Annotated in this window: 13 protein-coding genes; 9 read left to right on the top strand and 4 right to left on the bottom strand. The window is 46.1% G+C overall.

Features of this window, described 5'->3' with window-relative positions; all coding sequences use genetic code 11:
- Positions 1-131 precede the first annotated feature (131 nt).
- The 3 genes from ASL11_RS04025 to ASL11_RS04015 all read left to right on the top strand — a co-directional run bounded on the left by ASL11_RS04025 (position 132) and on the right by ASL11_RS04015 (position 3,527).
- Entirely contained in the window at positions 132-977 is an 846-nt protein-coding gene (locus ASL11_RS04025; RefSeq protein WP_056609949.1) for an AraC family transcriptional regulator, read from the top strand.
- Between the two features lie 112 nt (positions 978-1,089).
- The gene (locus tag ASL11_RS04020) at positions 1,090-2,892 is read left to right on the top strand and encodes a CBM96 family carbohydrate-binding protein (RefSeq protein WP_157256815.1); all 1,803 of its coding nucleotides are present in this window, start codon (positions 1,090-1,092) and stop codon (positions 2,890-2,892) included.
- A 125-nt stretch (positions 2,893-3,017) separates the two neighbouring features.
- Complete coding sequence (locus ASL11_RS04015) at positions 3,018-3,527, top strand: hypothetical protein (protein ID WP_157256814.1); 510 nt, start codon at positions 3,018-3,020, stop codon at positions 3,525-3,527.
- Between the two features lie 45 nt (positions 3,528-3,572).
- Here the strand turns inward: ASL11_RS04015 and ASL11_RS04010 are convergent, their stop codons facing one another.
- Together ASL11_RS04010 and ASL11_RS04005 are read right to left on the bottom strand one after the other, a co-directional pair.
- Positions 3,573-4,643 (bottom strand): bifunctional 3-deoxy-7-phosphoheptulonate synthase/chorismate mutase, encoded by a 1,071-nt coding sequence (locus tag ASL11_RS04010; RefSeq protein ID WP_056609941.1) that lies wholly within the window; start codon positions 4,641-4,643, stop codon positions 3,573-3,575.
- 128 nt (positions 4,644-4,771) lie between these two features.
- Positions 4,772-5,935: an FAD-dependent oxidoreductase gene (locus tag ASL11_RS04005; RefSeq protein WP_056609939.1), complete on the bottom strand. Its 1,164-nt coding sequence runs from the start codon at positions 5,933-5,935 to the stop codon at positions 4,772-4,774.
- 199 nt (positions 5,936-6,134) lie between these two features.
- Here ASL11_RS04005 and ASL11_RS04000 point away from each other — a divergent pair, with 199 nt between their 5' ends.
- Positions 6,135-6,728, top strand: a complete 594-nt coding sequence (locus ASL11_RS04000) for a hypothetical protein (protein WP_056609937.1) — start codon at positions 6,135-6,137, stop codon at positions 6,726-6,728.
- 9 nt (positions 6,729-6,737) lie between these two features.
- Here ASL11_RS04000 and ASL11_RS03995 read toward each other — a convergent pair whose 3' ends face one another.
- On the bottom strand, positions 6,738-7,742 hold the full coding sequence (locus ASL11_RS03995) for a LacI family DNA-binding transcriptional regulator (protein ID WP_056609934.1): 1,005 nt from the start codon (positions 7,740-7,742) through the stop codon (positions 6,738-6,740).
- A gap of 123 nt (positions 7,743-7,865) precedes the next feature.
- On the opposite strand from ASL11_RS03995, the gene fucU reads away from it, so the two are divergent.
- The 3 genes from fucU (at position 7,866) to ASL11_RS03980 (ending at position 12,102) form a co-directional block, all read left to right on the top strand.
- Positions 7,866-8,291: an L-fucose mutarotase gene (gene fucU, locus ASL11_RS03990; RefSeq protein ID WP_056609931.1), complete on the top strand. Its 426-nt coding sequence runs from the start codon at positions 7,866-7,868 to the stop codon at positions 8,289-8,291.
- Positions 8,292-8,358: 67 nt separating this feature from the next.
- Positions 8,359-9,327, top strand: coding sequence for an aldo/keto reductase (locus ASL11_RS03985; protein ID WP_056609922.1), 969 nt, complete (start codon positions 8,359-8,361; stop codon positions 9,325-9,327).
- A gap of 72 nt (positions 9,328-9,399) precedes the next feature.
- The gene (locus ASL11_RS03980) at positions 9,400-12,102 is read left to right on the top strand and encodes a UxaA family hydrolase (protein WP_056609919.1); all 2,703 of its coding nucleotides are present in this window, start codon (positions 9,400-9,402) and stop codon (positions 12,100-12,102) included.
- 72 nt (positions 12,103-12,174) lie between these two features.
- On the opposite strand, the gene ASL11_RS03975 is transcribed toward ASL11_RS03980, so the two are convergent.
- Positions 12,175-13,125, bottom strand: coding sequence for a hypothetical protein (locus ASL11_RS03975; protein WP_056609916.1), 951 nt, complete (start codon positions 13,123-13,125; stop codon positions 12,175-12,177).
- A gap of 158 nt (positions 13,126-13,283) precedes the next feature.
- Here ASL11_RS03975 and ASL11_RS03970 point away from each other — a divergent pair, with 158 nt between their 5' ends.
- Complete coding sequence (locus ASL11_RS03970) at positions 13,284-13,736, top strand: cupin domain-containing protein (protein WP_056610156.1); 453 nt, start codon at positions 13,284-13,286, stop codon at positions 13,734-13,736.
- 136 nt (positions 13,737-13,872) lie between these two features.
- Positions 13,873-14,544: a hypothetical protein gene (locus tag ASL11_RS03965; protein WP_056609913.1), complete on the top strand. Its 672-nt coding sequence runs from the start codon at positions 13,873-13,875 to the stop codon at positions 14,542-14,544.
- Positions 14,545-14,610 lie beyond the last annotated feature (66 nt).

The following is a 14,610-nucleotide window of genomic DNA, read 5'->3' as shown; positions in this document are numbered from 1 at the left end:
TGTGTGCGTGCATCTATCTAAACAAAACACAGGAATTCCTAGAATTTGTACAATTGTTTTGTACAAGAATATGATAGAGTGTGCTCACGCTCATATTGTAAACGATTTCCAATAATCGGGAGGGATAGCTGTTGAAACTTAGCACTAGTGTTGATGTCACCAAAGAGCCCTTTCATCTAAATCATGAGAAATCAAGTCGAAAGCAGTATTGGGAGATTTATCATGCCCATTCATGTATGGAATTCCTTTATGTGTATGAGGGGGTAGGACGTGTGGAAGTGAACAAACGCTGGTACACCATTGAGCCAGGCAGCCTTTTGATTTTCCAACCATTTCAATTGCATCGTATTCAAATCCAAGGTCCCTTTGTTCGATCTATCCTGATGTTTGATCCGTACAGATTGGATACAGCGCTGCGCGCTTTTAGCGGGATTCGCACATGGTTTAATACGCTTTGGAAGCATGCGTTAACCCGTCATGTGATCCCTCAGCAACAGCATCTAGCTAAATTTTATGAGCATTTACATGGGAAAATAAGTCGTGTTTCGATGCATAAACAGCAAGAAGAATTTGTTCTATGCTTAATATCCATGCTTCAGCAGCTTGAGCCATTTGAAAGTGAAATTTGCGAGGCGCCAAAGGAGAAGATGAAGCTGAGCAGTAATCATACGGCTGGGCAGATCACAGAATGGATTGAAAAACATTACAAAGATAAATTTGATTTACAACGGATGTCGGAGGATTTGCATCTCTCCACCTTTTATTTATCTCATGTTTTTCGGCAGTCAACGGGGCGCACAATAACGGAATTTATTATATCTCGCAGATTAAGGGAAGCCTGTCTCTTGCTTGAAACCACGTCGAAATCGGCTAGTTATATCGCTCAGGAGGTGGGCTTTCAGAATGTCTCTTACTTTTCACGTGTGTTTAAAAACATCCTTGGAACGACACCGAAGTCGTATCGCATGCAGGTATAAAAGACAGCAACACAGTGCAAGTTCTGAGCAATAGCGGGAAACATGTTCAGGCGATGATCTCTTATAATTCTATTTGTAAGCGCTATCTAATGGGAACTGAGGAGGAATAATAATGAGAAAGCTTTTCAAGGCATGGGAAGGTAAGATAGGAATTGTGGCCATATTCTCATCAGTTGTGCTACTACTTGCAATTCCTACAGTGGCAGGAGCAGCGACAACCACATTAAGCCCATCTGATGATTCCTATGTGCATGAAGGTAACCCGACAAGCAATTATGGAACAGCCACTTCGTTGTATGTGAAAAATGACCCAGGTGCTTCTCGGTATACGTATCTCAAATACAGTCTCTCAGGCCTTTCGGGTGTAACGAGTGCGAAGCTCCGGATTTATGGCAGCGCATCCGCATCAACCGTTCTATCCGCGTATCAAACAACCGACAGCTGGACGCAATCCGCGATTACCTGGAGCACGAAACCAACGGTTGGCAGCTCAGCGGGTAGTGTTGCCATTAATACGACAACGGTGTACAACGAGATTGATGTGACAGCTTATGTGACTGCACAAGCGGCAGGAGATGGTGTCGTTTCATTTGCACTTCAAGAAAGTGTAGGTAAATACACCACACTGAATAGTAATGAGAATGCCTCGAACAAGCCGCAGCTAGTTGTCGTTAGCGGTGGTGGCACGGGTGGGGATACCCAAGCGCCAACAGCGCCTGCTGGATTCAATGGGACGGCGGCATCCAGCAGCCAGATCAATCTCAGTTGGAGTGCATCGACAGATAATGTTGGCGTAACGGGATATGATGTGTATCGGAATGGCGCATTCCTTAAGACCGTGACGGGTACTTCCACGAGTGACACGGGTTTAGCGGCGTCTACTTCGTATAGTTACTATGTGAAAGCTAAAGATGCGGCTGGGAATGCTTCAAGCCAAAGCAACACAATGAATGTGACAACAACTGCGGGGACGCCGCCTACTGGTTGTTCAAATGCACTGACAACAACGGTTGCGATTCAAAATGCGATGAAGAATGCAGTGGCAGGGTCCGTCATTTTGCTTGCCCCTGGTAATTATGTAGGTGATCGTTCGACGAGTGGTGATCCAGGTGGGCAAGGTCTATTTTATTCGGATCAGAGTGGAACGGCTTCCAATCCGATTGTTCTGAAGAGTTGTGATGCGGCGAATCCAGCTGTACTCAAGGGCGTGAATGTGAATGATGGCTCCTATGGCATTCACTTGACAGGTAACTATTGGCAGATTCGCGATGTTGAAATTACGCAAGCACAAAAAGGCATCATTATCGACAATGGGAACAACAACTTGTTAAATAACGTAGAGGTTCACAATGTAGGTGATGAGGGTGTCCACTTCCGCGACGGCAGTTCCTATAATACATTGTCGTACTCGCTTATTTACGATACAGGGTTGTATCAAGCAGGGTATGGAGAAGGTGCTTATGTGGGTTCCGATTCCAGCTCGCCTTATGAGCATGTTGTGACAGGGAACGTGATTAGTCATACAAATTTCGATGGCGGTATTACAGCAGAACATATTGATGTGAAGGAAGGCGCGAGCGGAACGATCATCGAGTACTGCACGTTTAATGGTACGGGGATAAGTGGTGCAAACAGTGCTGACAGCTTCGTTGACGTAAAAGGTGTGAATACCATTGTCCGCTACAATCAAGGGTATCGGAATGGCAACGCGAATGTAGTCGATGCTTTCCAAGTTCGTACGCATGGTACGGACTATGCGACAGGTGTGAATAATTCTTTTAACAATAACACCGTAAATTTGGACAGTATTGCAGGATACGTCGTCTATGCAACAAGTGCGGCAACAGGAACCACTGCGGTGAATGATGTACGTACAGGTGGGGGGAATCTGTATAACTCGAATGTGAACGAATAGGGTAGTGTAGGAGTCCGAGAGGGCTCCTTTTTGCCGTGTATGACAAGCTAAATATCGACATTCTGTCGTAAGTATGGGATTATGAGGAGAAGAGTTTGGTAACTATTACGCAGGGAGTGAAAGGCATGTCACGCAAGTGGGAAAGAATGGTAAGTAAGAATACGAAAAAGGCAAACTTGACTCGCACCAAGCAAGGGAAGGCGCCTATTTCAACGGATCCTGATCGTCCGGTCGTCTTTAAAGGAAGAAGCATCCTGTTGGCTGCGTTCTTCATCGTAGTTTCGCTCTTCTTGTTATTTACGTTGACGAAAACCGAAGGGGACAAAATGTACTGGTATACAACGCTTAGCTACTTGGTAGTCGGCGTACTTATTTATTTCGTGCGGAGACCGTACTTGCGAGTGACCAAGACGAATCTCTCGAAGCGAGGTCTGGCCCGAGAATTAGTGCTTGGTGCGGAAAATATTAAAGAGATTGTACACGCACCTGGTCAAATTATCATTGAGCTTACTGGCAAGTCTCCTCGTTGGGTATATAACAAAACGTTGAACCGTTTTGATATCGCGGCGATGGCGTCTAAGCTGAAAAAATTTGCAGAAACCAATAAAATTTCCTTTGTAGATAAAACCGTATAGGTAAGAAGCCTCCAATTCCACGTGTGGGGTTGGGGGCTTTTTGCATTAAAACAATCCGGATCGCTGAATCTCTGCATAAAATTGGTTGAACTCCTCAATCGTCAGCTGCTGCTGAGCATCCGAAAGAGCTGTGGCCGGATTGGGATGGACTTCGACCATGATCCCATCCGCTCCTGCGGCCAAGGCTGCCTTGGCACAAGGAGCGAAAATGTCCTTGCGTCCCGTAGAATGGGTCACATCGACCAGGACGGGCAAATGGCTTTCTTGCTTCAGAATCGGAACTGCCGAGATGTCGAGTGTATTTCGCGTCGCCCGCTCATAGGTTCGGATGCCACGTTCAATTAACATCACCTGCGTATTTCCGCGAGATAGGATGTACTCGGCAGCATGCAGGAATTCATCGAGCGTAGCAGACAGGCCGCGCTTCAACAGTATCGGAATACGTACTTCGCCAGCCGCCTTCAGTAGTTCAAAATTGTGCATGTTCCTCGCGCCAATTTGGATCACGTCGATGTACTGTCCTGCGATCTCGATATGTGCGGGATCAACGATTTCGCTGATCGTCTGGAGTCCGAATTCATCGGCGACTTCTTTGAGAATTCGTAATCCTTCGAGTCCGAGCCCTTGGAAATCATAGGGAGATGTGCGAGGCTTGAAGGCACCTCCGCGCAGCACGGTCACACCAGCGTTTTTTAAAGCGGCAGCAACAGCGCGTACTTGCTCAACGCTCTCTACAGAGCAGGGGCCTGCGATCATGATCGGTTTACCTCCGCCGATGGCGGCAGGACCAAGTTGAATGATGGTATCTGCTAGTTGCCGTTTACGACTAACGAGCAGCTGTTTCTTGTGAACCGTTTGTTGCAGAGTCAGCGAAGCTTGGAATATTTGTTTAAAAAGGTGACGAATTGTTTCGTCATCGAATGGGCCTGTATTTCGTGCAACCAAGGTGTCTAGCATTTTCTTTTCACGTAGCGGGTCGAATTTCGGCACGCCTTGTTTTTCCTTCTCCAGCCCGATCTCTTGGGTAATGCGTGCTCTTTCGGAGAGCAGCTCCCGCAGATTCTCATTTATTTCATCAATTCGATTTCTAAGGTCATCTAACCTCGTATTCTCCATTTATGTTCACCCTTTGGCTTTAAAACATATCAGCTTTACAACTTTGACTTCTATGCGCTTAAACCAATTTATGTTACAAGGCAGCCGATGTGCAGTATCTTACAGTAAAAAAGGTGTTTATATCCATTCTACAGCTCATAACCAATGATAGGATCGAAACGGCTTATATAACGGGCATCAGACAAGGATGCCAACAGCTTATTGCGGCAGTAGATCAGAAATGGGTTCTCAAGTTGTACCATTCGTCCCATCGACCGAGACATCCGCACGATTCGGTTTGTCCGAGCCATTCGCGCATTCTCATATGCTGAAAGTGCAGCCGGAATATCAGGATTTCGGAGGCACCTTGCCAGTACGATGGCATCTTCGATTGCCTGAGCACCTCCCTGTCCCAAATTGGGCAGCATCGGGTGTGCGGCATCGCCGAGAAGCGTCATTCTGTCTGAACTCCATTTGGATAGGAGAGGGCGGTCAACGATGTTATGAGCCAGAATGGTCGTTGCCTCTGTTGCTTCAATCGCAGACACGATTGGGCTGTACCAACCGTGAAATTGACGCAGCAACTCAGATTGTCTCTCTTCTACCGGAGGTAGTTTTCCTTGTGGTGCATTAATCGCGGCAAACCAGAATACACGGCCATTGCCGAGGCTTGAGAGACCGAATCGTTTTCCCGGTCCAAGTGCCTCGAACCCGCCACCATTATTTGTGTTGCGCGCCTCCTCCTGTGTACATACGCCTCTTAAAGCAATATATCCCGAATAACGGACTGGGCTTTGACCAAATAGTCGTTCTCGTACAGCAGAGTTAAACCCATCAGATCCGATAATGACATCAGCATATTCCTGCGTACCATCTTGGAAAACAGCGGTAACTCCTCGTTCACTCTGTGTCCCATTGATCCATTGTTTATTGGTCTGAATGGTAGTTGTGGCTGTTACTGCTTGCACAAGAATCGCTTGTAAGTCAGCTCTATGAATGACATAGCTTTGCGTTCCGTATAGTGCCGCTTGTTTGGCAGCTGGGAGACTCGTAATCATCGTGCCATCCCATTTTCGAATGTCTGCTTGAATAACAGGTGCTCCCACGTTCCGGATTGTTTCTCCAATGCCAAGCAAATCGAGTGCTTTCATGGCGTTAGCTGCGAGTACGATTCCAGCCCCAGCTTCTCTCAGTGATGTTGCTTTGTCGTAAACTGCTACACGCCATCCCTGTTGCTGAAGTGACAATGCCGTACATAATCCACCGATTCCCGCTCCAATGACTATCGCTTTCCTTGACGTTACTGCATCCATGTGTATGACCTCCAGCTTCGTTAGATCGCCGCTATAATACTTAGTCTCATCATAAACAATGAGCTCCCTAATGACCACCCAAAAAGTATGCCCGAATCAAATTCGTTAAGATATAAATGGGTAATCTCTCTTCGTTGTTGTCATTTTTCTGCTAGATTCGGAATAATAGTTTAGGAGGGAGAAGAAGGGGGAGTATGCTATGCTCACACTAAAGTCATGGACGGGCTTATTTCAAAGGGGAGCAACGGATACAGATATTTACCAGACGGTTAAAGTGAGGGCACCTCGGGATTATTTTAACCGAGCAGATGCTTTTTTGGAGGATATTGTCTATACCTCGCAAGAGGAGTTAACTGGAATCAACAAAACATTCTTAGTCAAACTATTATTTGATAATTTTATGGATCATGTGCGCAAGGGCAAGGATTTATATACATACATTTTACAGCTTAGAAGCAAATTTGGAGGCATTGTTGCCTCTGCAAACACGAATGAGCGAGCGAACGGTGGAACTGTACCCGGCTTTCAATGGGGACTTTCCTTTCAGGAGGGCCATTCGGATAGTGCTGCGTATTTAACACTCAACGTCAGACTGCACCCAGCCGAAACTAATCGGATGCGTGTTTTTTTCGACGATATGAACTGGAAACATCATCAAGCGCTCAACATGGATATGAATGAGCTCTTATCCCTGCTTTTTATTGAATTTATTACGGAACTTCGGAATGGATTAACCGAGGCGACGAAGGAAGAGATTGTAGCGGCTATTGTTCATAAATGGGAAGAACAATAGCTCGCTATCTCAGAGAGGTTGTGTTGATGAGCGAACAATGAGCTCAGAAGGAAGCATGATTCTGCGAGATGCATCGCTAGCTTCTCCTTCTATGCGTTCAATGAGTAGTTGCATGCCTAATTTCCCGAATTGGTAAGCTGGTTGTGACGCAACGGTGAGAAATGGATTGATTGCACCTGCTGGTCCGAAGTCGTCGAAACAGACAACAGACATGTCTCTTGGTACTTGTAGGCCGCGAAGGCGCAGGGATTGGATGACACCAACGGCCAGCATATTATTAGCTGCGAAAATAGCGGTAGGTGGATCATCAAGTTGAAGCAGCTCATGGAGTGCAGTCTCATCGTGGAAATCGCGGTAACCTATATGGAGTACGAGTGAATCATCGGGGGTTATTCCGTTTAGTTGAAGCGCCTCATTATAGCCTATGTATCGCAATCGAGCTGTTGAAACATCCTGTGAACCGTTAACTAAAGCGATGCGTTGATGCCCCTGTGTAATCAAATGTTCAACCAGATTCCGGGCACCTTCCTTGCTGTCGCCAAGGACAACATCCGCATCAATACCGGGGATTTCACGATCCAATACAACAAATGGAATTTGATGCTTCTGCAATTGCAGTAAATTGTCATGAGAATGATCGCCTGCTGGTGCGAATAATACGCCATCTACCCGTGTGGATAGAATCATATCGACGTAATCTTTCTCTTTCTCATAGTCCTCATCACTATTGGCAAAAAGCAATCGATAGCCCGCCTTCTTCGCTGCATCCTCAGCGCCTCGGGCTAAGGTTGTATAGAACGGATTGGTAATATCCGTGATGAGAAGAGAGATGAGATTCGTCTTCTGGGAAACTAAGCTGCGTGCCAATGCATTAGGAATATAATGGAGCTCGTCCATGACTTTCCGCACTCGCTTACGCGTCTCTTCGCTGATTCGGCCCGTATTATTGATAACTCGGGAAACCGTCATCGCGGAAACACCAGCCTTCTCGGCGATGTCATAGATTGTTATCACGTGTTAATCTCCTTTGCTAGCCGGTTTATTTCATATTGTATAGAAATAAAGGATTGACAGCAAGACATAAAGTTGTTAATTTTGAGTTATCGATAACACAAGATTTTTAAGGAGATGATGAGTATGTTAAAAGGGATACCTTCTATCCTTTCGCCTGAGTTGCTCAAAGTATTAATGGAGATGGGGCATGGGGATGAAATCATCTTGGCAGACGGGAATTTCCCGGCAGCCAGTCATGCGAACCGTCTGTTACGTTGCGATGGCCATGGTGTACCAGAATTGTTGAAAGCGATCTTATCCCTGTATCCACTTGATACATACGGTAATGAGCCTGTTGCGCTTATGGCTGTCGTTCCTGGAGATCCAGTTGAAACACCGATCTGGGGCGAGTACGAGGGGATCATACGTGAACATACAACTCCTGCCATCGAGTACGTGGAACGTTTTGCTTTTTATGAGCGGGCGAAGAAAGCTTATGCCATTGTAGCGACGAGTGAAAAGGCACTGTATGCCAATATTATTTTAAGAAAAGGCGTTATTAGTGAGTAAATGAATTATCGATAACCCTGAGGTTGTTTAAACCTAATTAATACTTAATAAGAAGCGAGGTTACTTTATGTCAACTACATCCTTTTACTCGAATCGACCAATTGGTAGAACTGGCCTGTTTGTCTCTGCGCTTTGTGTTGGTGGAGCTCCGTTTGGTGATATGCCGGAAACTTTTAATTTTAGCGCACCAGAGGAAATCGCACTGGACACAATTCGCGCTGCCTTTGCTAGCCCGATTAACTTTCTCGATACAGCAGCTGCCTATGGTGAAGGCGAGAGTGAGCGCCGCATTGGCAAGGTCATAAAAGAGAACGGTGGACTCCCAGCGGGTTTTGTGCTCGCAACCAAAGCAGATCGGTGTTTACAGACTGGCGACTTCAGCGGGGAGCAAATAAAAAGATCAATTGAAGGAAGTCTTAGTCGGTTAGGACTAGATCGTCTACAATATGTCTATATCCATGACCCGGAGCATTCCACCTTTGAAAATGTTATGGGAGCAGGTGGGCCGCTTGAGGTGTTGAAAAACTTCAAGGAGCAGGGTGTCATAGATCACATTGGCATATCTGGTGGACCTATCGACATGCTTATTCGTTATGTAGAGACTGGGGAGTTTAGCGCCGTTGAGACCCATAACCGCTATACACTGCTCAATCGCTCAGCCGATCCTTTGCTTGATATTGCCAATCAATTGGGGGTTGCTGTCATTAACGCAGCACCTTATGGCAGCGGAATGTTGGCAAAAGGGCCGGATGCCTACGCACGTTATGCGTATAGTGAGGCACCTCCTTTGTTAATTGAACGTGCAAGATCCTTAATGAAAGTTTGCCAGGAATTTGATGTACCTTTAGCCGCAGCTGCGCTCCAATTCTCCATGCGTGACTCCCGAGTCGCGAGTACTGTCGTTGGAATGAGCAAGCCGGAACGAGTAGCACAGACATTGGAACTTGCCAATTATTCAATTCCTTCAGAACTTTGGCCTGCACTGGACGACATCGGATATTCGATGGATGATCCCGAATCAGAGAGATTTTCATAAAAATGTTGCGTGCATTCTCTCTTCAGACAATTCATATTTGATGAGTCATTTTCAAAAAGGAGATAGGTATCGATGAATGAAATTTACCAATTTGATGAAATTGCTAGACTGCCGTTACCTGGGGATAATTGTGCTGTTGCAACGCGCAATTTGGACGCCGGCACCGTCATTCATTATGAAGGCGAAACCATAATCATAGATTATACGGTTTTGGAAGGTCATCGTTTTGCTGTGAAGACAATTGATCCCGGTGTTGAACTGTTATCTTGGGAAATGCCGTTTGGTGTGGCTCTGCAAGTGATTCAGCCGGGTCAATATGTGATTAATGAGGCAGTGTTAGATGCACTTAGCGGGCGTCAATTGAAATTTTCACTGCCTGTTAGGCCTAATTTTACGGATAAAATTCCGCCATATGTTTTTGCTGAGGCGAATTTTAAGCCCGCACCAGCATCACCCGCGTACTCAGATATTCGCACTTTTATGGGTTATCGCCGCAGTGAACCCCGTGGCGTTGGTACTCGTAACCACATAGTTCTTTTAGGTACCACCTCGCGTACGGGCAGCTATTCGAAGCAGCTTGCCGCTCGACTACAAGGTGAACTGAAGAACTATCCCCATATCGATGGGATTGTACCTGTGGCGCATACAGAGGGCAGCACAGATAAGCTTAATAACCTGGATTTACTGCTGCGGACACTTGCCGGATTTATCGTAAATCCTAACGTGGGTGCCGTCTTAGTAGTTGATTATGACAATGAACCGGTAACCAACAAAATGGTGGAAGCGTATATACGAGAACACAGCTACCCGATCGATGATGTATTGCACAAGTTTGTGTCACTCCAAGGCGGCTTTGAACAGAATCTGGCTCAAGGCGAAGCGATTATCAGGGAGTGGCTGCCTACGGTTAATGCGATGCAACGGACGGAGGAATCGATTAGTCACCTGAAAATTGGACTGCAATGCGGTGGCTCGGACGCTTTTTCCGGTATTTCAGCGAACCCGTTGCTTGGCTGGATATCTGAAGAATTGGTGCGCTACGGCGGCGCTGCCAGCATAGCCGAAACCGATGAATTAATTGGCGCGGAACCCTATGTTCTGTCAAAGGTTCGTGACCTTGAAACCGCCAATAAATTCTTGGAACTTGTGAACCGTTTCAAGGAGCGTACGTCTTGGCACGGTGCTAGTGCAGAGGGAAATCCATCTGGCGGTAATATATTTCGCGGCCTTTATAACATTTATCTCAAATCCATTGGTGCTGCCCGTAAGAAAGATCCGATCACTCGCCTCGATTATGCCACAGAATATGGGGAGCTCATGAAAGATGGCGGATACTATTTCATGGATAGCCCCGGCAACGATCTCGAGAGTATCGCCGGACAGGTGGCTGCAGGCTGCAACATGATTTTCTTTACGACTGGTAATGGCTCAATCACCAATTTTCCTTATGTGCCGACGGTCAAGGTCGTCACTACGTCGCGCCGCTTCCAATTGCTCACGAATGATATGGATGTCAACGCTGGTAAATTTTTGGAAGGCGTGTCCATGGATGAGCTCGGCAAAGAGGTTTTCGAACTGACTATCCAAACAGCTTCTGGTCAGCGTAGTGTCGGTGAGAAGGCGGGTCATTCCCAGGTGCAGATCTGGCGCAATTGGCAGCAAAATGATGCAAGTCAGTTGGAGTTATTGCTTCATCCATATAAACCAACGGGAGAGCCTATTGAAATTATAGAAGATACAGATGCGTTGGATAGCTCGTTTCAATTTTCCTTCACACGGCATCAAAATCGCCAAGCGAGCGACAATATCGGCTTGATTCTGCCAACCAGTCTCTGTGCTGGCCAGGTAGCAAATATGATAACGCAGAAGCTGAATAAACAGGGAGTTGGGCAACCTGATGTCTCACGTTTTGTGGCTTTGGCACATACGGAGGGCTGCGGCAATTCGGGGGGGCAAGCTGAAAAGTTGTATGCCCGAACAATGATAGGTTATATCACACACCCGATGGTGAAGCACTGTTTGCTGCTGGAGCATGGCTGCGAGAAAACCCACAACGACTATATGCACCATCTGATGGAAGAGATGGGTGTTGAAACGAGCTCCCTTGGTTTTGCCAGCATTCAGCTTGACGGCGGAATTACAAAGGTGACGGAGAAGGTAGAAGCGTGGTTTGCCGATCAAGTGGCAGCAGCTGGAGTAACTGAGAAGGAGACAGTCGGTCTGGCAGGACTTCGTATTGGCCTCCTAAGCGATGGTTCCATCTCCGATGATGAAGGAGAACAGCTAGTGAAGCTGACTCAAATGGTTGTTGGCGCTGGTGGGTTAGTGGTAATTCCAGAGAACAGCGGTCTACTTTCAACGGCTTCTTATAGCCAAAATATATTGACTTCGTCCAATGTCCAGCCGTCAATTGCATATGGGGAACATGTCCGCCGCAATGGCTTCCATATCATGGAGACCCCGACGGAGCATTGGGTGGAGACGGTTACTGGCCTAGCTGCTACAGGGGTAGAGATCATTATCGCGCTAGTCGGTAATCGCCCGATGCAGACGCATCCCTTCGTTCCTATGCTGCAAATAGCATCGGAAACGGGAATGCAGCAAAACGATGACAATGATCTGGATTTACTGCTCAGTGGAGAGCCGAACGCTTGGACGAACAGTATACTCGAGCGCGTCAAGCAAGTCATTGAGCATACCTATACGCCTCGTCTCTACCAGCAAGGTAATATTGATTTCCAATTAACACGGGGCTTTTTGGGTGTTTCATTGTGAATTTAATTTGGAAAAGAATTTGAGCTACGAAAAAGCCACCCTCAACGATTTGTTGGGAGTGGCTCTTTATTGTCAACTGTCCAAGCTAGATTCTTCGATCCAATTGATCCGTTTCATAATCAGGTCAGCTAAAGTCGTATCTGCGGTTGAAAACTCTTTTTGCAACTGAGAAACGACAGGACGAATTTTATTCATTGCTGAAAGGGTTTGGCTTTGAGAATTCGTGATCCGACCTTGTACAATCCAGTCTGCAATGAGGCCATCAAACCAGTAATCAGCCATTTTCAACGTGTCGCTGATATCAATTTCAATATGAAAACTTCGATTCAAGTCAGTTAGTTCGTCACGAAAATTCAAAATCTGGTGATTAGCCTGATGAATGAGTCGTTTGGCATCATCCACATGACTATGCTTTGCATGGGTGCTTATCATGCCGCCGCCGCCCCATAAGTCCCATTTCCCCCAATTCTCTGCTTTCTCTAAGCTATTGGAGGCATCAGTTAACGAAGCTAGAACAAGCTTTCCAGCAGTCAGTGCTTCTTGTAGCTCTTTTACCAAAAGCTTCTGATCGTCGATGTTGTCGTCCATTCGTTCAAGTTCTCTAGATAATAGTGGTGCGTTTAAAAGTGCCTCTTCCTTCACTGCCATTAGCTTCTTATAGTCGTCTGCAGCACGTTGATAGTTGGCGAGGTCATCACCGACTTGAATCAAAGCATTCTGTGCATCCAGAAGTGCCTGTTTGGCCGTTTCTAACTGAAGAGCAGCGGTAAGGACTTGTTGCCGTTCCATTTCAAGTTGCTCGGATTTACTGCGGAGAATTGTGTGGAATAGATTGGTAAGTGACAATCGCGTCAATCGTTCTACATCTGCCTGCTCCGATTCAAGTTGTAACTCAAGCCGTCCTATGAGACGTTCCTGCTCATATACTCTATTCAGAAGATCTTCTCTTTTGCGTTCTGCTTTGTGCAGTCGAAACATCCGTTCTTTCGCTACCCTCAATTGAAGGTTTAGATTATCTGGCATCTTCATCCCTCGTTTCCCAGCATTTGTTAGATGGATCACTTTTTCAATACGTGCTAGTCGGTTAGGGGTTTCGGAATTTTTTTCACATACACTTTGTGACTTCCCTATGGTATAATTCTTTCTTTGTAAGTTTAGAGAGAAATAGGAGAAATCATATGATTACCAAACAACTTTCACCACTTGTTCAAACGTTAGATTTGAAACCGCACCCTGAGGGTGGATGGTACAAAGAGCTATGGAAAGCCTCATTCGAAATCCCAAAAGAAGTACTCCATGCAGCATACTCGGGTTCGCGATACGCAGCAACTTCGATCTATTTCCTGCTTCACCCAGATGAATTTTCGGAGTGGCACACCGTATTGTCCGACGAGTTATGGTTATGGCACTCTGGCAGCCCGATCGTGCTTACATTAGGAGGAACGAGTGAGCAGCCTAAAGCGACACAGGAAATTATTCTAGGTCCTGATGTGCTCAACGGTCAGCATCCACAGGCACTTGTCCCAGCACATGTATGGCAAATGGCGCGACCGCTAGGCGATGAACCCGTTCTGGTTTCCTGTGTAGTTGCACCAGGTTTCCATTATGATGATTTCAAATTAATTAAGAGATGATAGGACATAGATTTATTTTACTAGTGTCATGTAATTTGGTATCTTGAAGATAAGATTGATTTTAAGCGTAAAGCATACGCCGCTAGCTCTTTTTTGGAGCTAGCGGCGTTTTATTTTTTGGGAGGAGATGATCATAGTGTTCGAGAAGGAGTATGCAATCTTTTGGGAAGAGCAGGTTAGGCATGCAAGTGGTCAGAGGCTAGAGATGCTGCAGAGGGACCTGACAGGAACGAAGAAACTTTTGGAAGAAGCACTTCTGCCTGTTTTGGGATCGTTAGATGGATTGGTGCTTGAATATGAAATGACGAGCCTGTCAGGTGTGAAAATATATGGCGACGTGTTTCACCCTAACTTACGGACCGTTTTCGAGGAAGACAGTTTCATCACCCATGCGGAGAAAATCACGAGAGACCGTTTTTCATTTGAGAGGGCACGTGCACGTTCTGTTGCGATATTAGGTTACACTTATTTTCCATATAGTCGAGATGAGCTAGAGAAGAAGGCGAGTTTTTGCCAAAGAAACTTGTATGAATTAATCGGTCGGATTGGCAACGCGGATGGTGTCGGGTTTCTCCAGCTGCCAGTGTACGAGCGGGAAGTTTTGAGGTTCTCGTTACTAGGTAACAATCCTTTTCGTCTGACGGATGTATGTACGTGGCTACAGCTTAAAAGTGAGACTTGCCGAAACGTATTGCGAGACCTGGAAGCAAAAGGTTTGGTGTATCCCATTGGCAGAGGAACGATGAGAAGTCATAAATTCATGATTACGGAAAAAGCGATAGGTCTCTTGCATCGTAGGATGTATTGAAACTCGAAAAAATCGAGTTACGGGTGGCTACGAAGGCGAAAGGAGTTCCGTAAGTCGAAAAAATCG

This window comes from Paenibacillus sp. Soil750, assembly GCF_001428045.1.
In the GTDB taxonomy this organism is placed as follows: Bacteria; Bacillota; Bacilli; order Paenibacillales; family NBRC-103111; genus Paenibacillus_E; species Paenibacillus_E allorhizoplanae.
The sequence above is the reverse complement of the archived record's forward strand: the minus strand, read 5'-3'. Positions and strand labels throughout refer to the sequence as shown.